Raw genomic sequence first — 458 nt, forward strand, 5'->3', positions numbered from 1 at the left:
GCGTGCGCTCGGCGGACCCGGGCATGGCCGCGGCGCAGAAGGCCGCGGCGCAGCAACACTACGACGAGGCCATCAGCGGCTTCGACCGCGTGCTGGCCACCAACCCGCGCAATGCGCAGGCGCGTTTCGAGCGCGCCTGGGCGCTGGCCCAGGCCGGGCGCGAGGACGAGGCGATTGCCGCGCTGTCGTCGATGGCCCAGGACTTCCCCGAGCTGCCCGAGCCGCACAACAACCTGGCGCTGCTGTATGCCAGGCGCGGCGACCTCAAGCGCGCCGAGGCGGAATTGCTGCTCGCGGTCGAGGTCAGGCCCGGCTTCTCGGTCGGCTACGCCAATCTCGGCGACGTCTACCGCCGCCTGGCCGAGACTGCCTACCGCGACGCGCTGCGCCGCAACCCGGCGGACGCCGTGGCGCAGGCCGGCCTCCGGCAGTTGACGGCCACCCCGGCGCCGGCGCCG

1 protein-coding gene is annotated in these 458 nt (G+C 74.7%); it reads left to right on the forward strand.

Going from position 1 to position 458, the window contains the following annotated elements; translation table 11 throughout:
• A partial coding sequence (locus K206_RS0130735; RefSeq protein WP_020206158.1) for a tetratricopeptide repeat protein occupies window positions 1-458 on the forward strand: 458 nt, incomplete at both ends.

Source organism: Cupriavidus sp. WS (assembly GCF_000395345.1).
Classification (GTDB): Bacteria; Pseudomonadota; Gammaproteobacteria; order Burkholderiales; family Burkholderiaceae; genus Cupriavidus; species Cupriavidus basilensis_B.